The sequence below is a fragment of the Tenacibaculum sp. A30 genome (assembly GCF_051200845.1).
In the GTDB taxonomy this organism is placed as follows: Bacteria; Bacteroidota; Bacteroidia; order Flavobacteriales; family Flavobacteriaceae; genus Polaribacter.
Genome location: NZ_CP195160.1, coordinates 2,027,855 through 2,051,485 on the forward strand (window position 1 = coordinate 2,027,855; position 23,631 = coordinate 2,051,485).

Genomic DNA, 23,631 nt, shown 5'->3' on the forward strand with positions numbered 1-23,631 from the left:
ATTATTTTCTAATGGAATTAATGATGAAATCGGATACTTCCTTTTTTCTTGCTTCCATAAGTGTTTTGAAGGTTTTGTCATCAGCATCTGTAAAGGCTTTGATTAAAGGTGAAGCAACAAAGGGAAAAATGTTTAGGGATATAATGTTGATGAACAATTGTTCTGCGCTAATAGGTTTTATGGTTCCTTTGTCCACTTCATTTTTTACTTGCTCCTTAAACTTGTCAATATTGGGAAAAGCAACATTGGTTTTTATTTTTTCAATGAACTGCGGATTTCTGTTAAGCTCTTGAATGATGAAGTTTGGTAAGTAAGGATGCTTTAAAATAAAGCTGATATGGTTATGGGTGAAGTTCTTGATTTTGTCTTCCAAGCTTGAATTATCGTTAAGTATGGCATTAAGCTGTGGTGCCAATAAGGTAAACGCCTTTTTGAAAACAGCTTCAAACAAAAGTTGCTTGCTTCTGTAATAGTAGTGCAACATGGCCTTGTTGATGCTAGCTTTATCAGCAATTTCTTGCATTCTGGCACCATCCATTCCTTTAGATTGAAATATTTTTTGTGCTGCTTCCAGTATTTGTTCCTCTGTTTTATTGTCTTTGTGTTTCGCCATAATTCAACCATTAAGTTTAACCATTTGGTTAACAAAATTAAATAAAAAAAGATTAAAAACAAATATGGTAGCTTAAATTTGTGGCTTTAATATGGGGGAGGCTAACAAAAGTAGTGAGCAACGAGGCACAATGTAGTTGCTTGGAATAAAACAGCTGAAATTATTGAGAGGTACTTAGAAAAAGGAAAAGAAGTAATGATTGAAGGTAGATTGACTTCTCGCTCTTTTGAAGATAAAGAAGGTAATAAACGTTATATAACAGAAGTAGTTTGTAATGAACTATTAATGTTAGGGAGTAAGTAAAACATCTAAAATACTGATAATCAACGTTAAAAAACAAAGATAAATGTAGCTGTTTTTTTTAAAAAAAATACTTAATAATATTTTTAAAACATGTAATTTTGCCGGCAGTTCCCCCGATGATATCTAATTCGTAAGAATATTTTTAATCCTTATTATTTTAATAATATATAATTATTTATATGAGAAAGTATTTTTTAGTGATTTTTTTGTTGTCATCTTTAAGTTTTTATGCTCAAAAAGAAGTGTGTGAATCTCCAGATGATTCTTTTATGGATGTAAATAGTATAACAAAATGTACTATAGAACCTGTAAAAAACTCAAAGAAAAAGGCAGATAGACAAATTAAAGTTAAAATATCAGCAAGCAAAAGATATCTTAAAAAAAGAGTCCTTAAAAAAAAGGCACAAGCTATAAATTCAGTTAGTACTTTAAATGTTAACGAGGTTTCAACTACACAACCTGTAGATATTGAAAATAAAAACCTAACATCAGGGTATGAAAATAATTTAACAAGAATAACAGAAATGTTATCTAAAGAAGAGTTATCAAAAGCAACTAAACTTTATTATACAGAAAAAATACCTTCTTTTGATAAATGTAAAAATACCAAGAAAAAAGAGAGACTTGATTGTTTTAATTTAGAGATGGTTAATCACATTAATAAACATTTTCGCTATCCAGGAGAAGCTGTAAGAAACCAAATTCAAGGAGAAGTTTGGATTCGTTTCGTTATAGATAGAGATGGTTATGTAACAAATATTAAAACTTTAGGCCCTGACGGAGGAGAAATTCTTAATGAAGAAGCAAAACGAGTGGTATCTATGCTACCTCGCTTCGAACCAGGGAAAAATAATGGAAAACGTGTACCTGTAAAATATGGTTTTCCAATAAACTTTTCATTAGAAGAATAAAAATCAATTAAATTTAAAATGTTAAAAAAACAATTAGTAATGATTGTTTTTACCTTGGCTATGCTATCAAGTTATGCTCAGGTAAAAATATCAGGTTCTGTGTATGATGAATATTTAGAACCGTTTTACAATGCAAAAATTTCAAATGGAGAAACATTTGTTGTTTCAGATGAAGAAGGAAATTTCTCAATCCTTTTACCGAGCAATACGTTACCTCAAACAATAACAATTTCTGCTTTTGGGTTTAATACAGAAGAGGTTTCAATTGTTTCTTTCGAGAAAAAAGTAAATGTTGTTTTAAAAGAAAACTTGTTATTAGACCAAGTCGTTATATCAGCTTCTAGAACACCAGAAAAAATTATTGAATCTCCTGTTACCATAGAAAGATTAGGGTTAACCGATATTAAAAAGAGTAGCTCAAATTCATTTTATGATGCCTTGGTAAACTTAAAAGGTGTTGATGCTAGAGAAGTTAGTTATGGATACAAATCTATAAACACTAGAGGATTTGCTGATTTTAATAATTCAAGGTTTGTTCAGTTAGTAGATGGTATGGATACAGCAGCACCAGCTTTAAATACTAGTGCTGGTAATTTATCTGGTGTATCAGAACTAGACATTTTAAGTGTAGAGATACTACCAGGAGCATCTTCAGCATTATATGGTGCCAATGCTTATAATGGTATTATGATAATGGATACCAAAAATCCTTTTAATCATACAGGAATAAGTGTTTTAGCAAAAGGAGGAATGACCAGTCAAGAAGCAGCAGGAAATAATCCTTTTTATGATGTAAGTACTCGAATGGCCTATAAGTTTAGTGATGCTTTCGCTGCAAAAGTAAACTTCTCTTATTTTGAAGCAGAAGAATGGCATGCTACCGACAATAGAAACAAAAGAATTGACACCAACGAAATTATTAATGGAAGTTTTGATGCTCCTTTAAGCTTAGATTATGATGGTGTAAATATGTATGGAGATGAAGATTTTGCTGATTTAGCTAGCTCAACTCCTGTGCTTGTATATTTAGGGTATTTAGATGCTTCATCACTAGATGAAGATTCTACATTAAACTTCCCTGTAGGAACACATATTAGTAGAAAAGGGTATTCAGAAAGAGAATTAGTTAAAGATTACAAATCTAAAAACATAAAATTTTCAACCTCTTTACATTATAGACCTTTTAAAGATGAATCATTAGAAATTCAATTAGCTACAAGAATAGCAATGGGAGATAATATGTTTCAAGGAGCTGCTTCAAGGTTTGCGCAACGTAACTATTATATTGGACAATCTAAATTAGAAATAAAAGGAGATAATTTCTTTGTAAGAGGTTATTATACACGTAATGACGCTGGTAATACTTACGATTTAACAAGAACAGCTCAAAGACTAAATTCTTTAGCTGATGCTAAGATTCCTGTTTTATCTGGTACAACTTACAGACCAAGCTGGGGAGATTATTATGCAATACAGTATATGGATTTAGTTAATAATAACTCATCTTTAATAGGAGCTTCAGGTAATCCTTTTAATGTAAGTGATGTTGATTCAAGAGTTATAGCAATGTCTAGAGAATTTGCAGATCAATATAGGTTAAACCCAGGTACTGCTGAATTTACCAATGGGTTTAATTCAATTACATCAACCTTAATAACTGAAGGAGGTAGTAAAATTTACGATAAAAGTGCTTATGCGCATGTAGATGCAAACTACAACTTTAGAAGCTTACTTAATGATTGGGCAGATGTTCAAGTAGGAGGTTCTTATAGAAACTATAATCCAGAATCAAAAGGAACAATATTTAATGATGCTAACGAAGAAATTAGTATTGAAGAATATGGTTTTTATACTCAACTTCAAAAGAAATTTTTAAATGACAGATTAAAGTTTACAGGTTCTATCCGTTACGATAAATCTGAGAATTTTTCTCCAAACTATTCTCCAAGATTAGCGCTTAATTATGCTTTAGGAGAAGAAAAACTACATATAATTAGGGCATCTTATCAAACAGGTTTTAGAAACCCAACAATTCAAGAACAATATATGTTTTTGCCTTCTGCAAGAAAAACTGCTATAGGTTCTACAGCAGATAACCTAAGAAGAATAGTCATCCCTACTGTTAGTAGATATGAAGATCCTACTACGGGTAATACTGTAACAGAAAATTCTATTACGACAGGAGATGATATAATTAATAATGCTTTATTAACAAGATCTGTATATGATTTAGATTTTATTAACGATAAAGGACAAAATATTAAATCTGATTATAAAGAGATACAACCAGAAGAGGTAAAAACATTTGAATTAGGTTATAGAAGCCTTTTAAACATTAATGATACTAATTTAGATATAGATTTTAACGCTTTTTATAGTATCCATAATGACTTTGTATTCTTTCAAGATGTAGTAGTGCCTAATATTGGAAATGTTATAGCAACAGGACAATTAGACCCTTTAGCTGATGAAGCAGTTAGAACGGGAAGTGTAACAGAGTTTAACTTAATAACCAATGCTAAATCTAAGATAAACTCTTATGGTGTGGGTATAGGGCTTAACACAAAGCTATTTAGAAACTTTAATATAGGTGCAAATTATAACTTCACAGATTTTGAAATGAAAGAAGATTTAGATTTTGGATCTTTTGAACCTAACTTTAACACACCAAAACATAGTGTTAAAATCCAGTTTGGTAATGAAAAGCTTTTCAAAAATTTTGGATTTAACATCAATGCACGATGGAGAGATAAATACAGATGGGTGTCTACTTTTGTAAAGGGAGATGTAAAAGCAAGAACTGTTTTAGATGCACAATTAAATTATCGTGTACCTAGTTTAAAATCAAAGTTTAAAATAGGTGGAACAAATTTATTTGGAGAAGAATATCAACATGCTCCTGGTTTAGGAAACATAGGTAGTTTGTATTATCTTTCTTGGATTATTAATAACTAAAATAATAGTATTTTGCATACAAAAAACGAGCTAACTTAATTAGCTCGTTTTTTTTAGTTAAAAACTCATACTTAATTGAATACGTTTTCTTGTAATATCTACCTCCAATACCTTAACTTGAACGTGTTGATGTAAACTTACATGTTCGTTAACATCTTTTACAAAAGAATCAGAAAGGTTAGAAACATGTACCAAGCCACTTTCTTTAATACCTATATCAACAAAGCAACCAAAATTGGTAATGTTATTTACAATTCCAGGTAGTACCATACCTATTCGTACATCATCTATTGTTTTAATATGCTCGTTAAAACTAAAAGCTTTGGCTGTTGAGCGAGGATCTAAGCCAGGTTTTTCCAGCTCTTTTATAATATCTTGTAGCGTTGGTAATCCGTAAGAATCGGTTACATATTGTTGGAGTTTAATTTGTTTTAAAACTGAAGCGTTACCAATTAAATCATCTACCTTTTTACCAGCATCTTTGGCGATTTGTTTTACTAAAGTATAACGTTCTGGATGTACTGCAGAATCATCTAGCGGGTTGTCACCATTTTTAATTCGTAAGAAACCGGCAGATTGCTCAAATGCTTTTCCTCCTAAACGAGGAACTTTTTTAATGGCGGTTCTATTAGTAAAAGCTCCGTTTTCATTTCTATAATTCACAATATTTTCAGCCAATTTAGGTCCAATACCAGAAACATAACTTAACAAAGAAGCACTGGCGGTATTAATATTAACACCTACTTTGTTAACACAGTGTTCTACTACAGTATCTAACGACTTTTTTAGTTGTGTTTGATCTACATCATGTTGATACTGTCCTACTCCTATTGATTTTGCTTCAATCTTTACCAATTCAGCTAAAGGATCTGCTAATCTACGTCCGATGGAAACTGCCCCACGAACAGTTACATCATGATTAGGGAACTCGTCTCGTGCAATTTTGGAAGCTGAATAAATAGAAGCGCCAGCTTCACTCACGACAAATATTTCCACAGTATTTTTAAAGTATACACGTTTTACTAATTGTTCTGTTTCTCTTGAAGCAGTTCCGTTACCAATAGCAATGGCTTCAATTTTATAGGCATCTGCCAAAGAACTAAGTTTGTTCATTGCTTCTTTTGATTGATGTTGCGGTGCATGCGGAAAAATAGTTTCGTTATGTAATAAATCTCCTTGAGCACTTAAACAAACCACTTTACAACCTGTTCTAAATCCAGGATCGATAGCTAAAATTCGTTTTTCACCCAGTGGAGAACCTAATAGTAATTGTTGTAGGTTTTTAGCAAATACGTTGATGGCACTTTCATCTGCTCTTTCTTTAGCAATAGTTAAAGCTTCATTTGACAATGCAGGGAATAACAAGCGTTTGTATGCATCGGCAATAGCTAGTTCAATTTGTTCTGCACATTCGTTATGTGAACGAATAATTCTGTCTTCCATTTTTTGAAGTGCTCGTTCGTCATCAATACTGATTTTTATACGGATAAAACCTTCTTTTTCTGCACGTAAAATAGCTAACAATCTGTGAGAAGGAATTCGACCTAGGTTTTCTTCCCAATCAAAATAATCTTTAAATTTTTGAGCAGCTTCATCTTCCTTTTTGGTTTTGATAGCTTTGGTTTCAATGGTTGCAAAACGCTCTAATTGATAACGAATGTTATTTCGAACATCCGTTCGTTCGTTAATCCATTCAGCAATAATATGGCGAGCACCTTCTAAAGCATCGTCTATTTGTTCTACTTCGTTCGAAAGGTATTTTGAAGCGGTAAATTCCAAATCATTTACTCGCTGACTCATAATCATCTTTGCTAACGGTTCTAATCCATTCTTGCGAGCCGTTTCCGCTTTGGTTTTACGTTTCTTTTTATAGGGAAGATATAGGTCTTCTAACGTAGTTAAATCTTCTGCTTTTTCAACCTTGCTTTTTAACTCATCGGTTAAAACTTCTTGTTCTTCCAGAGATTTTAAAATTGCTGCTTTTCGCTTTTCTAAGGCCTCAAATTGTTCTTTGAATTGAACAATTTGACCAATTTCAACTTCATCTAAATTTCCTGTTTTTTCTTTTCGGTAACGAGCAATAAAAGGAATGGTACAATCTTCATTTAACAGTTCAATAGTATTTTGAATAGCGGTTGAAGAAAGGTTGGTGTGAGAACCTATAAAGGATAGTAAATTCATAAAATAAAACAAATATAAATTTTTATTCGGGGGTATACAATCTATATGTTTTTAGACTATCTTTCGCGGTTAGTCTAATTGTAAATTTATTAATGCAAACAACTGTAAATGAATTGCATAAGCAACAGTATGAACGATTGATTACTGGCTTAATTTCCAACGAGTTTGGAGTTTGTGATGATTTTTTTTCTGCGGATATGATAGCAGGATTTCGGGATAATTTGACACAACATTATACCGAAGGAACCATGTATAGAGCGGGTATTGGAAAAGACGCTGACTATACAAAAGACAAAGAGATACGACGAGATGTTATTTGCTGGATTAACGAAAAAACAGAGGATGTTTTAGAGAAAAAGTTCATCCAGAAAATGAATGAATTTGCTGAGTATCTAAACAAAACATGTTATACTAGTATTAATGCTTTTGAATTTCATTATGCCTATTATGATATAGGTAGTTTTTATAAACGTCATGTCGATCAGTTTAAGAGTGATAACGGACGATTATTTTCGTTTGTAATGTACTTAAATGACGATTGGAATGTAGATGATGGAGGAGAGCTGGTGTTGTACACTAAAGAAAAGACAGAATCTATTTTACCGATTGGAGGTAGGGTTGCTTTTTTTAAGAGTGATGTAACCGAGCATGAGGTAAAAGTAGCGTTGACAAGACCTCGCTTAAGTATCGTAGGTTGGTTTAAGAATGTGTAAAATAAAAGAGTTGCTTAAAGGTTAACTCTTTTATTATTTTGATTAATAGTACTAATTATTATTAATATTTAAAGTTTTTGTAGTAGTAATATATTTTCCGTCTTGGGTAATCCCTTCTATAAAAAGAAGGATGTTTGTATTAGCAGGGTTGTGTATTTTAAAACTTAAATTCCCTTCATTGTCTAATATAACATTAGGAATCCAGTCTATTACACCATATTCTTTGTAAAAAGAAGTGTTGTAAGTTGTGTATTTAGGAGTGTAAAACTTTTTGTTACTTGAAAAGGTTAATGGAAAATCAAACGTCCTATTATTGTTAATTTTTCTTTTTACGTTTGAGGTTTTTCGGGTGTAAATCTTTAATACCCCATTAGACCCACGCATGCCCTCACCAAATCCATGTCGATTTGCAACCATATAATCTATGTCATCCATACTGAAATGATGTAAGAAGTCAAGATTTGACTGAATCACATCGTCTAAGTATACGGTTGGAGGAGCGGAGCTGAAAGATGATTTCCCTGAACTTTTACTTAAAATAAACAGCCCCATATATTCAGTAACTGTAAAACCCATTACATATGAAGTGATATAGTTAGATAATCTTAAATTAAACCTTCTAAGAGAGTCATCTATTAAATAAATATCCCCCCAATTTTTAGATTGAATTTTATCGATTCTTTGTTGCCTTAAATTTACACTAATAATGGCTTCGTCTAGGTTTTGATATTCATCAAGTTTAGAGGATAAAAAAGGACTAGTCTTAAATTCATAAGAATAATAATTGTTTTTGGGAGGTAAAGATGTTTTTAAATAGTTATTAATTAAGGGGATTTTATAAGGGGAAAATTGAACATATAAATTAGGTTTAATTAGTTTTCCCTTCTTATTTAATACACTTAATTTTAAAGACTCTTCTTCTAATGGGTACAAGCCATCTTCAACAAAAAACTTTTTGTTTTCTTGGATATTTATAATACTTGGATTATTAAGCTTTAATGGAGAAATAAAAAATTCAGAGTTGTTAATATTGTTTTTATTTACTTTAATGGTAATACCATTTTCAAAAGCAAATCGACTTGAAGTGTTGTTTTCAAAAATAGAGTTCCAATCATAACTACTCCAACCTTGTGTAAGGAGTAAATTGTCTAAATAATACTTCTTTTTTCTATTAATATTAGTGAAATAATACCCCGCATTTTCTATATATCCTTTAACATATGGTTGTAGGTGTGTGTAAGAAATTATATTATGATTTTTTTGATAAGCTTTAGTATCTTTTGGTAGTACAGATATACTTAGGTGTAAACTGTTTTTAGTATTATAAGATGGTTGAGAAAAAGGAATGTTAATTTGTAAAGAATCTTCTTTTTTTGAAAACTTAGCCTCCCCCAAACTTAACGTTTCAATACCTTTATAATTAAAAAATAAACGCTCTAAAATAGGATTGTTGTTCTCGTCAAAAAGAGTAAAAATATTTATCCCAGGAAGTAAGTTTTTTTGATCAATTATTTTAGTAGAACTAGTTTTGTTAAATTTAACTACACCTTCTTTTATAATATCTCCGTTATGTATAATTAATTTAAAAGGTTTGTTTTTAATACTTTTTAATGTTTCTTGATTTGTATTTAACTCTACAAGAACTTTGTTGTTTACTTGGCTTAGTTTAATCGAAACTCCTTTGCTTTTAGCTCCTGTAATAGTGTATTTGTATTCTTTACCTAAATGAGTAATTTTAACTATGTAATTTTGTTTCGTCTTTGGAAGTAAAGAAAAATTACAAATACCTACAAAATTTGTTTTAAAAGTGGCAATAGAGGTGTTATTAGAATCGTATACTTCGCCTACAACATTCGGAATACCATATCCGTTATTATCTTTTATAGTAACTCCTACTTTGGTTTTTATATTATTAACAAAGTGACCTCCTTCGGGTAAAAATTGGGCATCTATTGAGTTGGAAAGAGTACTTCTTTTTAAGTAAGATTTTTTTTCTGGATCTATAACTTTAAAAGATTCAATAAAAGCATTGGGCTCATCAAAGTTTTTCATCCAGTTTGTGTATGCTTTAAAAGTATATTTTCCACTAGAAAAAAGACTGTCGATTTCAAACGAGTTATATGCAATTCCTCGATTAACTTTAATTAATTTGCTCTTAATAATTTGGTTGTTTTCATCTGTAATAACACAATACAAGTTTTTAGTTAAAAGTGAAGGTGTTTTTTTTGCTTTATCAATTATATAACTACAAAACCCCAAAGTTTCTCCTTTTATGTAGGTAGATTTATTAAGTTGAGAATAGGCTAATTCTCTATATTCAGTAGCATAGTTTTGAAAATTATTAATTATTAAATTGTTTTTTTGTTTTTGTGCAAAGGAGAAGGTTTTAATAAAAAGGAGATTAATAAATAAAAATAATTTAAAAATTTTGATTAGCTTTTTTTTGTAGAATATGACTTCAGTTTTCATGTAATTCTTTTAGCAATGAATTCAGAATTCCTCAAAAATAATGCCTTAAATTAAGTGTGTTATAAGATAAATTTGAAATTTAATGAAGCTGCTGCTTTAAAGTGCTTTATGATAGGTAAGTAAGGGGTTGGAATTTCTTTAATAAAGATGTAAAAAAAACCTCACTTTTTAGCGAGGTTTTTTATCTTGTGAATATATTTTAAGCTATAAGCTCCCCATTATTCACCTTTTCAGAAGGTTGTACAAAAGCTAATTTACCATCTGGTGTATCGGTCATTAAAATCATTCCTTGGCTTTCTACGCCACGGATTTTTCTTGGAGCCAAATTACATAAAACAGTTACTTGTTGTCCAACGATATCTTCTGGTTTAAAGCTTTCAGCAATACCAGAAACGATTGTACGAACATCCATACCTACATCAACCTTTAGTTTTAATAACTTTTTAGCTTTCGCTACTTTTTCAGCTTCTAAAATAGTTCCAACACGCATGTCCATTTTAGTAAAATCATCAAACTCGATGGTGTCTTTTTGAGGTTCTACCACTTTGTTTTCAGCTTCATTCGCTTTTTTAGTAGCTTCTAATTTATCTAATTGTGTTTGAATAGTAGCATCTTCAATTTTAGAAAACAATAATTCAGCTTTATTTATTTGATGATTCTCAGCTAGTAAAACCTCTTTTTCAGCGATGTCATTCCAAGTAAGTGAATTGTCAATATTTAAAATTGATTTTAGCTTTTCAGAAGTAAAAGGTAAAAACGGTTCAGATACTACTGCTAAACCAGTTGCGATTTGCAAGGCAACATTCATGATTGTTTTTGTGCGCTCTTCATCTTCTTTAATTACTTTCCAAGGCTCTTCATCTGCTAAATATTTATTACCCAAACGAGCTAAGTTCATCATCTCTTGAGATGCTTCTCTAAAACGGTAACGCTCGATAGATTTCGCAATCACATCTGGGAATTGTTTTAATTGTTCTAAAGCATTTTCATCTGCTTCTGATAATTCCCCAGCAGCAGGTACTAATCCGTTATAGTATTTGTTGGTTAACACTACCACACGGTTGATAAAGTTACCGAAGATGGCAACTAACTCATTATTATTCTTTGCTTGAAAATCTTTCCAAGTAAAATCGTTGTCTTTGTTTTCAGGTGCATTAGCTGTTAAGGTATAACGTAACACATCTTGCTGATTTGGGAAATCTTCTAAATACTCATGCAACCAAACTGCCCAGTTTTTAGAGGTAGATAACTTATTTCCTTCTAAATTTAAAAACTCGTTTGCTGGTACATTTTCAGGTAAAATAAAATCTCCATGTGCCTTTAACATTGCAGGGAAAATAATACAGTGAAACACAATATTATCTTTACCAATAAAGTGTACTAATTTCGTATCGTCTTTTTTCCAATAGTCTTCCCAGTTTTTACCTTCACGGGCAGCCCATTCTTTGGTAGAAGAAATATACCCAATAGGGGCATCAAACCAAACATATAAAACTTTTCCGTCAGCACCTTCAACAGGAACGGGAATTCCCCAATCTAAATCACGAGTTACGGCACGAGGACGTAAACCGTCATCAATCCACGATTTTACTTGACCTAACACGTTAGGTTTCCAATCATTTTTATGTCCTTCTAAAATCCATTCACGTAAAAAAGCTTCGTGCTTATCTAATGGTAAAAACCAGTGTTTGGTTTCTTTTAAAGTAGGTACATTACCAGTGATTGCCGATTTAGGATTGATTAAATCGGTAGCATTATGGCTCGTTCCACATTTTTCACACTGATCACCATAACTTTCTTCGTTGCCACATTTAGGACAGGTACCAATAACAAAACGATCTGCTAAAAACTGATTAGCTTCTTCATCGTACAATTGTTGTGTAACCTCTTCAATAAATTCACCATCGTTGTATAATTTGGTGAAGAAATCTGAAGCTGTTTTATGATGGATTTCTGCTGAGGTACGCGAATAGTTATCAAAAGAAATTCCGAAATCTTCAAACGATTGTTTAATGATTCCGTTGTATTTGTCTATAATAGCTTGTGGAGTAACACCTTCTTTTTTAGCACGCATTGGTATTGCAACTCCGTGTTCATCTGAACCACAAATGTATGCCACGTCTTTTCCTCTTTGACGTAAATAACGAGCATAAATATCTCCAGGAACATATACCCCTGCTAAGTGACCAATATGAATAGGTCCGTTTGTGTAAGGTAATGCTGCTGTAATTGTATATCTTTTTGGTGTACTCATGTTTTTTCGACTAAAATTAAACCGCAAAAGTACGAAAAAGCAATTTTTTATACTGTTATAAATTAGGTACATTTGATGGATTTTAAACTTTTAGAATCAAGAAAGAGACTTGTTTATGGAAAAAAGAATTTTCACTTTATTTTTTTTATTGATAATTACATCGGTTTATGCGCAAAATAAAACTATGAAATTAATAACACCACCATATTTACATAAAGGAGATACAATAGCTATTGTGGCTCCTGCAGGAATTTTAAAGAATAGAAAACATGTAATTGATAAAGCAAAAGAACTGGCTGAAAGTTGGGGATTAAAAGTGGTTTATGGTAAACATTTATTCAATCAAAATGATCATTTTGCAGGGACGGATGAAGAGCGTTGTCAAGATTTTCAAGATGCGTTAGATAACCCGAATATTAAAGTAATTTGGAGTGCTCGTGGTGGGTATGGTTCTGTTAGAATTTTAGATAAATTAGATTTCACGAAGTTTAAACAACATCCTAAATGGATTGTTGGTTATTCTGATATTACAGCTTTTCATAATCATATTCATAATTTAGGAATAGAAACGCTACATGCTATGATGGGTACAAGTATGGAAGAAAAACCAGAAGAACTTGTACAAACCATTACTACTTTTAAAAAAGCATTATTTGGAGAGGAATTACGATATTCAATTCCTTCTTCAAAAGAGAATAGAGTAGGAGAAGTATCAGGAGAATTGGTAGGAGGAAATATTGCTATTTTAGCGTCGATGTTGGGGTCGGATAGTCAAATTTCTACGGACGGTAAAATTTTATTTATAGAAGAAATAGGAGAATACAAATATTCGATTGATCGAATGTTGCAAAGTTTAAAACGTGCAGGGTATTTTACAAAGGTTAAGGCTATTATTGTAGGTGATATGACCAAGATAAAAAGAAACACAACTCCGTGGGGAAGTTCAATAGAGCAGTTAATTTTAGAGGTTGTTCCAAAAGATATTCCTATTCTTTTTAACTTTCCTGCAGGGCATGAGCCAGATAATAGAGCGTTGATTTTAGGAAGAGAAGTTTCTTTAAGTGTTCAAAAAGAAACTTCTACAGTATTATTTAAGTAACTTAATTTTTGTCTTTTCGAGTGTTTATGCCAAATAAACGATATAATGGACAAAAGTTAACAAAACTGGTGATTAGCAAAATAATTGCCAGTACAAGCAATATGTTACCTAAAAGGCCTGAGATAATTTCAAAGTAAGAAAGTGCCGCAATTAGTAAAGCAATTAGTGTTCTAATAGCTTTGTCGGTGTTTCCCATATTTTTTTTCATGGTAGATAGTTTTAAGGTTATTCAAATATAAGTTTTTATATGGCACAACACAATGAGCTTGGTAAGAAAGGAGAGCAGTTAGCAGTTGATTATCTATTGAAAAATGGGTATGAAATTGTTGAAAAGAATTATCGTTTTCAAAAAGCAGAAGTAGATATTATTGCTCAAAAAGACGATTTGTTAATTGCTGTTGAGGTGAAAACAAGATCATCTATCGATTTTGGTAATCCCCAAGATTTTGTGAATCCGAAGAAAATAAAATTACTAGTAAGTGCTATTGATAATTATGTAAATGACCGAGATCTAGATGTTGAAGTTCGATTTGATATAATTGCTATTTTACGAGAACAAGGAGCGTTTAAAATAGAGCATATTAAAGATGCCTTTCTATATTTTTAAAGTATAAAAAAAGCTCAACAAATAATTCTGTTGAGCTTTTTTTGTGAGGTTTTAATTGAGTGGATTAATTGTTTTTACCACTATTAAAATATTTTTCTACATCTTCTTCGTGATCAGGCATTGCAATAATTTTCTTGTCTTTGTCTAATATGAAATAAGTAGGTGTACCAAGTAAGTTGTATTTTTTTACCGTTTCATTATCAAACTTGTAATCAGGATGTGTTCCTATTGCATTATGCCACTCTGGTAAATCTTTAACGAATGCAGTCCATTCAGCAGCATCGTCTTCTATACCAAAAGAAATAACAGAAACTTCTTTATGCGTTTGCATGAATTTATATAATTCAGGTATTTCTTTTACACAGTGCGGGCAACCTGTACTCCAAAATACTAATAAGTACTTTTCTCCGTCATTTAAAGTAGATAATTTTAACTTTTGTCCGTTTTCTTCCCAAGAAAAATCTGGAGCAGTTCTACCTACAGTTGCCAGTAAAACGTCTAATTTTTCTTTTTTAAACTCCGCATCTTGATCTTTAGCAGGTAACTCATCAAAATATTCTTCAAACATCCAATCTACAAGAGGGCCGTTTCTTTTATCGGTAAGTGCGCTAATTAAGTAGTAAGTAACAGCCTTTTCTAATTTATCTGAAGAAATTTTCTTCATTACATTTTCAATAGACTCTTTAATTAACTTTTGTTGTACTTCTCTATCATCAGAATAGTTTAAATAGAAAACATAGTCGTTAATTCTATCAATTAAAAAAGAAGAGTTGTATAGGTCTTCGTTTTTAAAATCTACATACTCAAAAAAGTTTTCATTAGTAGCAGATAAATAATCTTTTATATTATCGTGAGGATTGTATGAGTTATAACGGCGAGATGCTTTTATAAAGCTGTTTACCAGCATTCCTTCCGATTTGTTTTCAAAGGTTTTTTGAATATCTTCAAGCTCTTTAATTTCTTTCTTATAAGCTTTTTTAGCTTCTTTATCTTCAGACTCTATATAAGAAGCTTGTAAAGAATCTATTTTTTTTTGTACTGCGTTATAAGCTTGTAGGTATTCACTATACAATTTATTTTCTCTAGAACTTGTAAAAAGAACCGATTGATCTGGGTATTTTGGATTGAAAATAAACTCAATATTTTCATTGTTGAAGAAAAAATCAACAAAACCTGCTCCTCTAGTTCTGTATACTGCACGATAAGCACCAGGTTTAGCATTTTCGCCCAAATCAAAATTAAACTTCCCTAAAACTTGCTGACTTCCGTTAATATTTACGGTGTCTAACTTTATGTTTGTGAAGGCAACATAATCTTGTTTTGCGCCTTCTATTTTATAAAGAGCTATTTGGTCACTTTTCTCTGGAGGAGTCATAGTACCTTTAACAGAATATTGAGCGTTAACTAGTGGTGCGGTAAATATTAATAGAGCGAGTAATTTTTTCATCATAATATTTTAAAGGGTTACTTACAAGGTTTTAAAACTAGGTATTTACAAACTTCTATCCAAGAAGTATACCACATTTATTTTTTCTTCTGTACTTTAGAGATGTTTTTTTAATTGTTTGATAACATGAAATTTAAAGATCAAGTATTTTGGATTACTGGAGCTTCATCAGGTATAGGAAAATCTTTAACTATTGAATTGGCTAATCTAGGAGCAAAATTAATTATCTCTTCAAGAAACGAGAGTGCCTTAATTGAAGTAAAGAATCAATGTAAGTTTCCTGAAAAGGTTGCTATTCTTACGCTAGATTTAGAGGCTTATGAAAGTTTAGCTAGTAAAGTAGCTGAAGCTATTTCATTTTTTGGTAGAATAGATGTTTTAGTAAATAATGGAGGAATTAGCCAACGATCATTGGTAAAAGATACTTCAATACAAGTTGACAAACGATTGATGGATATTAATTATTTAGGAACGGTTGCTTTAACAAAAGCTTTATTACCTCATTTTATTGAAAATAAATCGGGACATTTTGTGGTAACCACGAGTATAGTAGGAAAGATAGGAACTCCATTACGTTCCACTTACGCTGCAACAAAACATGCATTGCATGGTTTTTTTGATAGTTTGCGAGCAGAACACCATAACGATAATATTGCTGTTACGTTGGTTTGTCCAGGTTTTGTAACGACTAATGTTTCTAAAAATGCGTTAACAGGTGATGGAAGTCCGCAAAATACGATGGATACAGCCACAGCAAACGGTATTCATCCTGATGAGTTTACTAAACAAATGCTAAAAGCTATTCGAAACAAACGAGAAGAGGTATATATTGCCGGAGTTAAGGAAAAGCTTGGAGTTTATACCAAACGTTTCTTTCCGAAGTTATTATCAAAAATGATTCGAAAATTAAGTGTTACTTAACTAAAAAAGTCAATTACTTCAAAATAGTTAATAATAGCTTCTTTCATTAAAACCGATTGCTCTCCTGGTTTTAAAGTAGGAAGCTCAGTTAAGGTTTTATAGTGAGGCCAACCATCATTATCAAAAAAATCGAATTCATAGTATCCGTAAGGCTCTAACAACTTACAAATTGCTATGTGCATTAGGTTAACTTTCTCATCTTTTTTAAACTTTCTATGACCTTGTCCGAGTTCTTGAACACCAATTAAATAAATAATTCCATCTATATTTAGTTCATCACCGTCAGCAAATTGTTGTGATAATTGAGTTACCACGAAATCCCATTTTTCTTTTAAGTTGGTTTCTTTAGTCATTTGTGTTTTTTAGAAAAAGCAAAGATACAAATGAGTTATGTATATTTGAACATGTAATTTGTTTTCGCACTTATGAATACTTTTGATATTATTATTACAGCTTTGTTGCTCTTCGGTTTTGTAAGAGGTATTATGAAAGGGCTTTTTGTTGAAATAGCTTCGTTGGTAGCCTTGGTTGCTGGAGTATATGGAGCGATTCACTTTTCGTATTTTATTGGAGATTGGTTAAAAAATAGTGTTACTTGGGATGAAAAGTATATTTCTCTAGCGGCTTTTGCAGGAACTTTTGTGGTAATAATTGTAGCCATAGCATTATTAGGAAAAATTTTAACCAAAATAGCTGATTTTGCTGCTTTAGGAATTTTGAACAAAATTTTAGGTGGTGTTTTTGGAGCTTTAAAAATTGGGTTAATTTTAAGCGTAATTTTTATTTTCTTTGGAAAAATGAATGACACCATTCCGTTTGTAAAACAAGAAAGTTTAGAAGAGTCTATTTTATACAAACCCGTAAAAAAAATAGCACCAACTATTTTCCCATCAATTATTAAAGATGAAGAAAAGGAGGAGGGAGAAAAGAATACTTTAGAGTTAGATCTCAATATATAAAAACAAAAACGGATGAAACTTTTCATCCGTTTTTGTTTTTTAGTCTAAATGGTAAATTTCCATAATACCCTCTAAGATGCGTTCAAAATCGATGTTTAAATCGATGAGGTTTCCTGTTTTAATATCAAAAACCCAACCATGTACTTTTAAGCCTCTATCTCTGTAAGCCTTTTGTACAGCAGCGGTTTTAATAAGATTAACACATTGTTCTTGTACGTTTAAATCAACCAAGCGGTCGTAACGCTCATTTTCATCTTCAATTTTATTCAATTCATCTTTATGTAAGCGATATACATCTCTAATATAACGTAACCAAGGGTTTAATAAACCTAAATCGGCAGATTGCATTGCGGCTTTTACACCACCACAAGAATAGTGACCGCAAACCACAATATGATTTACTTTTAAATGCTCTACAGCATATTCAATTACCGAAGCAGAATTCAAATCGATTGCAGGTACCATGTTGGCAATGTTTCTGTGTACAAAAACATCACCAGGGTCAAGACCCATTAAGTCTTCAGCAGAAACTCTACTATCTGAACATCCTATGTATAGTAATTCAGGATTTTGTCCTTCGTTTAATTTTTTAAAATAGTCTTTATCGGTAGATAGCTTGTTTTTTACCCACTCTTTATTGTTATCAAAAATTTTAGATAGATTCATAGTTGTAAATATTACTCGTTAGAAGAGTTTTCACCACCTTTCTATTTTTGGAGGGAAATAATTTTCGAAGTTAATAAAAAAAGAGAACCTAAAATTAAATTTAGATTCTCTTTGTGGTGTAAAATCAAGAGGGGTAATTTTTATTCAAAAAAAGTAACAGCACCGTCTTCAATGTTATACATAGCTCCAACGATCATAACCTCACCGTTTTTATGCATATCAGCTAGTACTTCACTTTCGTTTAAAATTCTATCAATAGTTAATTGTACGTTCTTTTCAGCAACGTTATTTACAAACTCGATGTTAGATGAGTTTCTTAAGCTTTCGTCTTTTGGCTCAGTTACAGCTTCTACAGCTGGTTTAATTTTACCTAACATGGCGGTTAAGTTACCTAACTCAGCATTATCACAAGCTCCTTTAACGGCACCACAACTTGTGTGTCCTAATACTACGATTAATTTAGTACCTGCTAACTTACAAGCAAACTCCATACTACCTAAAATATCTTCGTTTACAAAGTTACCAGCAATTCTTGCGCTAAAAATATCTCCTAAACCTTGGTCGAAAACTAACTCAGCAGAAACTCTAGAATCGATACAGCTTAAAATAGTAGCAAAAGGAAATTGTCCTTCTCTAGTATCGTTAACTTGCTCTAATAAGTTACGGTTCGCTTTTAAGTTGTTTTGAAATCTTAAGTTTCCTTCTTTTAAATATTGTAATGACTTTTCAGGAGTCATAGTAGCTTGAGTTTCTTTAGTATGTGCTTTCATGATTTATATTTTTTATAAAATTATTTATATCTTTTTATTGAATACTAACAATACTTTGAATAGCGTATTGTTAGTAAAGTGTTTTTTATTTCGTTATAACCTTTAAAAGGCGTTATGCCACTTTTGGTCTTAACTTAAAGAATTGAATGAAACTATCTGGGTTTTCAACTTCTCCACGTTCAGAAATAAGCTTGATATTAATATTTCTTTCTTTGGCTTTAAATGCGAAATCTTCTAAAATTTCAATAATATCGTTATCTAAATATCTAGTTTTTCTAACATCTAATTCTAAGTGTGTTCCTTCAGCTAAACTATCTAATTCTTTTAAGATAGCTCCTTTGTTAAAGAATGTTACTTCTTCAGCAAGTGTCATTTTTATTTTGTGTACACCGTTACTTTTGTCTTCAATGTGTAAGAAGTGAGAGTTTTGGTAGCTTTTAATTAAAATAACAACTACTCCTACTGCTAAACCTAATGAAATACCAGTTAATAAATCGGTAAAAACAATACCTAAAACTGTTACCATAAAAGGTATAAACTGCTTCCATCCTAAAGTGTACATTTGTTTGAACAAGCTTGGTTTTGCTAATTTGTAACCTACTACTAATAAAATTGCAGCTAAAACAGATAAAGGTATTTTGTTTAATAAAGTTGGAATTAAAATTACCGATATCAACAATAATAAACCGTGAATGATAGTAGACATTTTAGATTTTCCACCTGATTGAATGTTTGCCGAACTTCTTACAATTACTTGTGTAATTGGTAATCCACCGATTAAACCAGATAAAATGTTACCTGTTCCTTGTGCAACTAACTCTCTATTGGTTGGAGTTACATTCTTTTCAGGGTCTAATTTATCAGTAGCTTCAACACAAAGTAACGTTTCTAAACTAGCTACTAAAGCAATAGTAAAAGCTGTTACCCATACTTCATAATTAGTAATAGCACTAAAATCAGGGAAGGTAAACTGAGCTAAGAATGAATCAACACTTTCAGGAATTGGCACACTTACTAAGTGAGAAGCTTGAATTGCTAATGTTTCATTTCCTTGTGTTAATGTAAAAAACACAATTCCCAACACTACAGCTACTAAAGGCCCTTGAATTAGTTGAAATATTTTCCCTTTTTTACTTAGAACTTTATCCCAAAGAATTAAAATAGCTAATCCAATAAAACCAATAACCATAGACCCCATGGTAATATTATCTACAATATTAAAGATTGCAGAAAATGTATTTTCACCAGAAGCTTCAATAAAACTATCTGCTCCTTCTGGTTCAGCATCATATCCGAAGAAATGAGGAATTTGTTTTAAAATAATGATAACTCCAATACCAGTAAGCATTCCTTTAATTACAGATGACGGAAAGTAATATCCGATAACACCAGCTTTAAGAACTCCAAAAAGAATTTGAATAATTCCTCCTAAAACAACAGCTACTAAAAAGTTTTCATAACCTCCTAAAGAACCAATAGCTGTTAATACAATAGCTGCTAAACCAGCAGCAGGTCCACTAACTCCAATTTTAGAGCCACTGATAGCTCCAACAACAACACCTCCAACAATTCCTGCAATTACTCCTGAAAAAAGAGGGGCTCCACTGGCCAAAGCAATACCTAAACATAAAGGTAAAGCTACAAAGAACACGACTATACTAGCGGGTAAGTCGCTTTTAATATTTTTAAACATAATGTATGTGTATATTTTGATACTCCAAATGAGAATTTAGAGTGTACTTTTAAAATGAAAAATCAATTATTTTTACTTAATAGGTTGAGGTATGACAATAATTATAAGTGCATATCTCAAAAAACATTAATTTTATTCACCAAACATCACACGGATTTTTATTCCATGAAATAAATAGTCAAAAAATTAAGCAGTAAAAAACTCGGGAGGTGGAGTTAGAATTTTAGGGTGTTGAGAAACATAGTTTTTAGATTCAAAACGTACGTTTTTCTTTTTTTGAATAGTTCTGTATAAAAAAGAAGTGTAATCACTGTTAGGATGAGCTTTTAATTCAGCAACCTTAACATGTTTTGTATTTTCTTCTTCTTCACTTAAGCTTAAGAAGATAGTAATATCTTGGTCTTTATCTACCAACGTAATTATCGAAGGAGCAACAATGATTCCTACGAATAGTACAACAAAAAATATGGCGATTTTAGACTTCAATCGATATAACTATTATAAGTTCAGCTACAAAAGTAATTATTTTTTTTAAGCTAAAATGTTATAATTCTTTTAAATTTTTAGATTGAGTCCAACCAATCTTTCCATCAGCTAGTTTTATTTTCTTCCAATTGTCCACAGAATCTAGTACAAGAACTTTAGTGCCTTCGTGTAAAGTAAAGACTTCGTCTGAGTTACTTGTAGGTTCGTTTTTAATAGAAATTTCTTCTGTAAAAATAATAGCCTCAATAGTATTTTTAGACTGACTGTACTGTGAATAAGTGATGGTAATTGAAATTATTAAAAGTAAAAAAGAGATGATACTTGTTGAAAAATAAAGTCTTTTCTTGTTAGGACTGTAAGCAAAATAAAAAAGTAAAAACAATATTGAAGCAATAAAAGATATTACTACAGTAACGATAGCCCAAGCGTTATAAGTAAGCTTTTGTAAATAGTTTTCATTAAATTTTTGAAATACCGATTTAGGTAAGGCTTCAATTCTATCTAAAGTTAATCGTTTAGCAAAAATTAAATTGTTTTTAGCATCTTCGTTTAAAGGGTTTAGTTGTAGTGCTTTTTCGTAATTATAAATTGTAGGAGCTACTTTGTTAAGTTTATAGTAACAGTTTCCTAAGTTGTAATATAGTTCAGAAGAAGCAATGTTTTGACTTTCAATTTGCTTATATAATTTAATTGCCTCTTCATAATTACCTTCTTTATACAAAGAGTTTGCATTTGAAAATAAATCGTTGGTGTTTTGTGCTAACGTACTAAATGACACCAATAAGAATAATAATATAGCTAGCTTTTTCATTATAATTGTCGGTCTAATTGCATTATTACTTGTTTTGCCTTTTCGTACTCTTCTTTCATTTGTACATTGGTAATAGGAGTGTATCGAGCAAAATCACAATCATTAAAAACATCAATAAAACTATGTATTGTTGTGTTATCAACATTTTTATTAGCTAATAATTCAGTGATTTTCTCACGACTAATATCAGAAGTTTCTACGTTTAATTTTGCTTTTAAATAATTGTGTAGAGCTCTTTCCAACGCTTCATAAAAAGCTTCTTTATTACCTAATTGTTTTTGAGCTTCTGATAAGTATTTTTTAGCCAGTTTATCAGCTTTTCGTAGTTTGTTTCCTATAACATCGCCATCGCGTTCTTCTTTTTTCTTATAAATAAATATTCCAAAAGGAATCGCTAAGATTGGAAGTAATAACAAAATATAAAATATGGTTGATTTAAAGAAGTCTTCTGTTTGTTTAGGTTGAAAACTAGTTGATGTTTGAATATACCTAAAATCACTACCCGTAACTTTTACGTCTTGTTTAATTGCAGCGTTATTATCAGAATTTGAAGTAATTTCTTTTCCTTCTAACACATCAACATATAAATCATCTGTAGTTATGGTTTGGTATACTTTTTCTTTAGGATTGAAGTAAGAAAAACTAACTTTAGGAATTTTGTATTTCCCTTTATATTCTGGAACCACTGTATAGCTATCAGTAACTGATCCTTTTAAACCATCAGAAAGAACACTAACATTTTCTTTTCTTTCAGGTTGGTATACTTCTAGTTCTTTAGGAGTTTCAATTTTAGGAAGTTCAAATAGTTTCAAGTTTCCTTTTCCATTAACAGCAACTTTAATTTGAGATGACTCGTTTGCTTTTAAGGTGTTTTTACTAAGGGAAACATCAAAAGAAAACTGACCAACAGCACCTGTAAAATCTTCAGGTTTATTTTGAAGAGGTAATGCTTTAGCGTTAATTACTTTTTTTGCTGAAGAAAACTCTTTACGTATTTGACGTGTAATTAAGTTTCCAAAGAAGTCTACTTTTCCAGTAGGTACAGCTACGACAATATCCATTTTCATAGGGTCTATTGTCAGTTTACCTGAAGTTGTAGGAATTAATAATGCTTTGTGTAAAACAGCGTAACGATGACGTTCTCCATTATAAGTACCTATTTTTACTGGAGTTCCATTAACTTTTATTTCTTGATTCCAAAAGCCATTGTATTGCGGTGCCTCTGTAACCCCAAAATCATAAATGCTTACATTATCGCTAACATATAAACGATATTCTATATAAACTCCTTCACCAACATAGGGCTGCGATTTAGAAACTTCTGCAACTAAATGAATGTTTTGTTCGGCAATATAACTAGGGTCATTTGGGTTTTTTGGAATGTCTACAGCATCTAAAACAATAATTTTTATGGGATTTGATTTAATGGTTTTTCCTTCTATTTCTATGCTTGCAGAAGGAATGTTGAATTCTCCTTTTCGTAATGGTTGAAGAATAAAAGTGTAGGATTGGTTAAAAGAAACTTTACCATTAATCCAAGATTGACTAACTGATTGGCTAGGGCCACCAACTATTTTAAAATTAGTAAAGTTTGGTGGGGTAAAGTTGTCGCCTCCTTGTTTGTTAATTGAAAACTCAATACGTAATCGCTGGTTAACTCCCAATTTGTTTTTACTAACCGTAGCCGTTAATGCAGCGTCTTGTGCACTAATGGCAATTGTTATAAAACTAACTAATAACGTTATGTATACTTTCAACTTCATATTCATTTTT

The 23,631-nt window shown here is 31.2% G+C and carries 20 protein-coding genes and 1 pseudogene; 8 read left to right on the plus strand and 13 right to left on the minus strand.

The window, feature by feature from the left end; genetic code table 11:
* Position 1: 1 nt before the first annotated feature.
* Positions 2–613: a TetR/AcrR family transcriptional regulator gene (locus ACR9ES_RS09750; protein ID WP_435254075.1), complete on the minus strand. Its 612-nt coding sequence runs from the start codon at positions 611–613 to the stop codon at positions 2–4.
* Between the two features lie 126 nt (positions 614–739).
* Here ACR9ES_RS09750 and ACR9ES_RS09755 point away from each other — a divergent pair.
* The 3 genes and pseudogenes from ACR9ES_RS09755 to ACR9ES_RS09765 all read left to right on the plus strand — a co-directional run.
* Positions 740–916, plus strand: a pseudogene (locus ACR9ES_RS09755) (single-stranded DNA-binding protein); the annotation flags it as partial.
* 179 nt (positions 917–1,095) lie between these two features.
* Positions 1,096–1,827: an energy transducer TonB gene (locus tag ACR9ES_RS09760; RefSeq protein WP_073182492.1), complete on the plus strand. Its 732-nt coding sequence runs from the start codon at positions 1,096–1,098 to the stop codon at positions 1,825–1,827.
* A gap of 18 nt (positions 1,828–1,845) precedes the next feature.
* Positions 1,846–4,782, plus strand: coding sequence for a TonB-dependent receptor plug domain-containing protein (locus ACR9ES_RS09765; RefSeq protein WP_435254076.1), 2,937 nt, complete (start codon positions 1,846–1,848; stop codon positions 4,780–4,782).
* Positions 4,783–4,839: 57 nt separating this feature from the next.
* On the opposite strand, the gene ACR9ES_RS09770 is transcribed toward ACR9ES_RS09765, so the two are convergent.
* On the minus strand, positions 4,840–6,963 hold the full coding sequence (locus ACR9ES_RS09770; RefSeq protein WP_435254077.1) for a Tex family protein: 2,124 nt from the start codon (positions 6,961–6,963) through the stop codon (positions 4,840–4,842).
* A gap of 92 nt (positions 6,964–7,055) precedes the next feature.
* Between ACR9ES_RS09770 and ACR9ES_RS09775 the strand changes: the two genes are divergently transcribed.
* On the plus strand, positions 7,056–7,676 hold the full coding sequence (locus ACR9ES_RS09775) for a 2OG-Fe(II) oxygenase (protein WP_435254078.1): 621 nt from the start codon (positions 7,056–7,058) through the stop codon (positions 7,674–7,676).
* 51 nt (positions 7,677–7,727) lie between these two features.
* On the opposite strand, the gene ACR9ES_RS09780 is transcribed toward ACR9ES_RS09775, so the two are convergent.
* On the minus strand, positions 7,728–10,145 hold the full coding sequence (locus tag ACR9ES_RS09780) for a hypothetical protein (RefSeq protein ID WP_435254079.1): 2,418 nt from the start codon (positions 10,143–10,145) through the stop codon (positions 7,728–7,730).
* A gap of 199 nt (positions 10,146–10,344) precedes the next feature.
* Positions 10,345–12,399 carry a methionine--tRNA ligase gene (gene metG, locus ACR9ES_RS09785; RefSeq protein WP_435254080.1) on the minus strand — a complete coding sequence of 685 codons (2,055 nt, stop codon included), beginning with the start codon at positions 12,397–12,399 and terminating at the stop codon, positions 10,345–10,347.
* Between the two features lie 115 nt (positions 12,400–12,514).
* On the opposite strand from metG, the gene ACR9ES_RS09790 reads away from it, so the two are divergent.
* On the plus strand, positions 12,515–13,498 hold the full coding sequence (locus tag ACR9ES_RS09790) for a S66 peptidase family protein (RefSeq protein ID WP_435254081.1): 984 nt from the start codon (positions 12,515–12,517) through the stop codon (positions 13,496–13,498).
* A gap of 1 nt (position 13,499) precedes the next feature.
* Here ACR9ES_RS09790 and ACR9ES_RS09795 read toward each other — a convergent pair whose 3' ends face one another.
* Positions 13,500–13,706 (minus strand): YgaP family membrane protein, encoded by a 207-nt coding sequence (locus ACR9ES_RS09795; RefSeq protein WP_435254082.1) that lies wholly within the window; start codon positions 13,704–13,706, stop codon positions 13,500–13,502.
* 39 nt (positions 13,707–13,745) lie between these two features.
* Here ACR9ES_RS09795 and ACR9ES_RS09800 point away from each other — a divergent pair, with 39 nt between their 5' ends.
* On the plus strand, positions 13,746–14,105 hold the full coding sequence (locus tag ACR9ES_RS09800) for a YraN family protein (protein ID WP_274634454.1): 360 nt from the start codon (positions 13,746–13,748) through the stop codon (positions 14,103–14,105).
* Positions 14,106–14,169: 64 nt separating this feature from the next.
* Here the strand turns inward: ACR9ES_RS09800 and ACR9ES_RS09805 are convergent, their stop codons facing one another.
* Positions 14,170–15,552: a TlpA family protein disulfide reductase gene (locus ACR9ES_RS09805; protein ID WP_435254083.1), complete on the minus strand. Its 1,383-nt coding sequence runs from the start codon at positions 15,550–15,552 to the stop codon at positions 14,170–14,172.
* Between the two features lie 126 nt (positions 15,553–15,678).
* Between ACR9ES_RS09805 and ACR9ES_RS09810 the strand changes: the two genes are divergently transcribed.
* Positions 15,679–16,473 (plus strand): SDR family oxidoreductase, encoded by a 795-nt coding sequence (locus tag ACR9ES_RS09810; protein WP_435254084.1) that lies wholly within the window; start codon positions 15,679–15,681, stop codon positions 16,471–16,473.
* Here the strand turns inward: ACR9ES_RS09810 and ACR9ES_RS09815 are convergent.
* Positions 16,470–16,826: a hypothetical protein gene (locus ACR9ES_RS09815; protein WP_298997010.1), complete on the minus strand. Its 357-nt coding sequence runs from the start codon at positions 16,824–16,826 to the stop codon at positions 16,470–16,472. The two genes, ACR9ES_RS09810 and ACR9ES_RS09815, sit on opposite strands and share 4 nt — an antisense overlap.
* A gap of 72 nt (positions 16,827–16,898) precedes the next feature.
* On the opposite strand from ACR9ES_RS09815, the gene ACR9ES_RS09820 reads away from it, so the two are divergent.
* Positions 16,899–17,432 (plus strand): CvpA family protein, encoded by a 534-nt coding sequence (locus tag ACR9ES_RS09820; RefSeq protein WP_435254085.1) that lies wholly within the window; start codon positions 16,899–16,901, stop codon positions 17,430–17,432.
* A gap of 39 nt (positions 17,433–17,471) precedes the next feature.
* On the opposite strand, the gene ACR9ES_RS09825 is transcribed toward ACR9ES_RS09820, so the two are convergent.
* From ACR9ES_RS09825 to ACR9ES_RS09850, 6 genes are all read right to left on the minus strand, one after another.
* Positions 17,472–18,098 carry a carbonic anhydrase gene (locus ACR9ES_RS09825; protein WP_274634459.1) on the minus strand — a complete coding sequence of 209 codons (627 nt, stop codon included), beginning with the start codon at positions 18,096–18,098 and terminating at the stop codon, positions 17,472–17,474.
* A gap of 140 nt (positions 18,099–18,238) precedes the next feature.
* Complete coding sequence (locus ACR9ES_RS09830) at positions 18,239–18,868, minus strand: carbonic anhydrase family protein (protein WP_435254086.1); 630 nt, start codon at positions 18,866–18,868, stop codon at positions 18,239–18,241.
* Between the two features lie 112 nt (positions 18,869–18,980).
* Complete coding sequence (locus ACR9ES_RS09835) at positions 18,981–20,561, minus strand: SulP family inorganic anion transporter (protein WP_435254087.1); 1,581 nt, start codon at positions 20,559–20,561, stop codon at positions 18,981–18,983.
* A gap of 186 nt (positions 20,562–20,747) precedes the next feature.
* Positions 20,748–21,047 carry a hypothetical protein gene (locus ACR9ES_RS09840; protein WP_435254088.1) on the minus strand — a complete coding sequence of 100 codons (300 nt, stop codon included), beginning with the start codon at positions 21,045–21,047 and terminating at the stop codon, positions 20,748–20,750.
* 58 nt (positions 21,048–21,105) lie between these two features.
* Entirely contained in the window at positions 21,106–21,858 is a 753-nt protein-coding gene (locus ACR9ES_RS09845; RefSeq protein ID WP_435254089.1) for a tetratricopeptide repeat protein, read from the minus strand.
* Positions 21,858–23,621: a BatD family protein gene (locus ACR9ES_RS09850; RefSeq protein WP_435254090.1), complete on the minus strand. Its 1,764-nt coding sequence runs from the start codon at positions 23,619–23,621 to the stop codon at positions 21,858–21,860. Before ACR9ES_RS09850 ends, ACR9ES_RS09845 begins: the two co-directional genes overlap by 1 nt.
* Positions 23,622–23,631 lie beyond the last annotated feature (10 nt).

What these genes read in the sequence shown, in the direction of transcription:
- ACR9ES_RS09775 (WP_435254078.1), top strand. Translation starts at nt 7,056, where the DNA reads ATGCAAACAACTGTAAATGAATTGCATAAGCAACAGTATGAACGATTG.
- ACR9ES_RS09790 (WP_435254081.1), top strand. Translation starts at nt 12,515, where the DNA reads ATGGAAAAAAGAATTTTCACTTTATTTTTTTTATTGATAATTACATCG.
- ACR9ES_RS09760 (WP_073182492.1), top strand. Translation starts at nt 1,096, where the DNA reads ATGAGAAAGTATTTTTTAGTGATTTTTTTGTTGTCATCTTTAAGTTTT.
- ACR9ES_RS09765 (WP_435254076.1), top strand. Translation starts at nt 1,846, where the DNA reads ATGTTAAAAAAACAATTAGTAATGATTGTTTTTACCTTGGCTATGCTA.
- metG (WP_435254080.1), bottom strand. Translation starts at nt 12,399, where the DNA reads ATGAGTACACCAAAAAGATATACAATTACAGCAGCATTACCTTACACA.
- ACR9ES_RS09770 (WP_435254077.1), bottom strand. Translation starts at nt 6,963, where the DNA reads ATGAATTTACTATCCTTTATAGGTTCTCACACCAACCTTTCTTCAACC.
- ACR9ES_RS09805 (WP_435254083.1), bottom strand. Translation starts at nt 15,552, where the DNA reads ATGAAAAAATTACTCGCTCTATTAATATTTACCGCACCACTAGTTAAC.
- ACR9ES_RS09815 (WP_298997010.1), bottom strand. Translation starts at nt 16,826, where the DNA reads ATGACTAAAGAAACCAACTTAAAAGAAAAATGGGATTTCGTGGTAACT.
- ACR9ES_RS09800 (WP_274634454.1), top strand. Translation starts at nt 13,746, where the DNA reads ATGGCACAACACAATGAGCTTGGTAAGAAAGGAGAGCAGTTAGCAGTT.
- ACR9ES_RS09810 (WP_435254084.1), top strand. Translation starts at nt 15,679, where the DNA reads ATGAAATTTAAAGATCAAGTATTTTGGATTACTGGAGCTTCATCAGGT.
- ACR9ES_RS09820 (WP_435254085.1), top strand. Translation starts at nt 16,899, where the DNA reads ATGAATACTTTTGATATTATTATTACAGCTTTGTTGCTCTTCGGTTTT.
- ACR9ES_RS09850 (WP_435254090.1), bottom strand. Translation starts at nt 23,621, where the DNA reads ATGAAGTTGAAAGTATACATAACGTTATTAGTTAGTTTTATAACAATT.
- ACR9ES_RS09780 (WP_435254079.1), bottom strand. Translation starts at nt 10,145, where the DNA reads ATGAAAACTGAAGTCATATTCTACAAAAAAAAGCTAATCAAAATTTTT.
- ACR9ES_RS09845 (WP_435254089.1), bottom strand. Translation starts at nt 21,858, where the DNA reads ATGAAAAAGCTAGCTATATTATTATTCTTATTGGTGTCATTTAGTACG.
- ACR9ES_RS09825 (WP_274634459.1), bottom strand. Translation starts at nt 18,098, where the DNA reads ATGAATCTATCTAAAATTTTTGATAACAATAAAGAGTGGGTAAAAAAC.
- ACR9ES_RS09795 (WP_435254082.1), bottom strand. Translation starts at nt 13,706, where the DNA reads ATGAAAAAAAATATGGGAAACACCGACAAAGCTATTAGAACACTAATT.
- ACR9ES_RS09830 (WP_435254086.1), bottom strand. Translation starts at nt 18,868, where the DNA reads ATGAAAGCACATACTAAAGAAACTCAAGCTACTATGACTCCTGAAAAG.
- ACR9ES_RS09750 (WP_435254075.1), bottom strand. Translation starts at nt 613, where the DNA reads ATGGCGAAACACAAAGACAATAAAACAGAGGAACAAATACTGGAAGCA.
- ACR9ES_RS09835 (WP_435254087.1), bottom strand. Translation starts at nt 20,561, where the DNA reads ATGTTTAAAAATATTAAAAGCGACTTACCCGCTAGTATAGTCGTGTTC.